Origin of the sequence: Mesorhizobium sp. M5C.F.Ca.ET.164.01.1.1, from assembly GCF_004792125.1 — a bacterium.
Lineage (GTDB): Bacteria > Pseudomonadota > Alphaproteobacteria > Rhizobiales > Rhizobiaceae > Mesorhizobium > Mesorhizobium wenxiniae.
Map to the genome: position 1 here is coordinate 1 of NZ_SRTG01000274.1, position 349 is coordinate 349.

Sequence of the window (349 nt, forward strand, 5' to 3'; positions counted from 1 at the left end):
ATGACGCAGGATCAGCGGCATCTGGCTGAAGGTGAACAGAAGCGTGATCGGCATGATGCCCCAGACCTTGAAGGTAACCCAGGCATCGGTGGAAAAATTGCGCCAAACCACCTCATTGACGGTGGCCAGGAACAGGAAGAACAGGCCCCAGCAAAAGGTGAGTTTCCGTCATCCCGCGGCATCGAGCTTTAAGGCGGAATCGAAGACATAGCCGAGCAGCGACCGCCCGAACAGCAGGCCGCCGAGCAGCGTGACGCCGAACAGCGAGTTGATGATCGTCGGCTTCATGAAGGCGAAGGTCTTGTCCTGCAGGTAGAGCGCCAGCGCGCCGAACACGAAGACGACGATC

1 pseudogene is annotated in these 349 nt (G+C 58.7%); it reads right to left on the reverse strand.

Annotated features, from left to right (window positions below):
* Positions 1-349 (reverse strand): annotated as a pseudogene (locus EN807_RS33450) (septation protein IspZ); the annotation flags it as partial.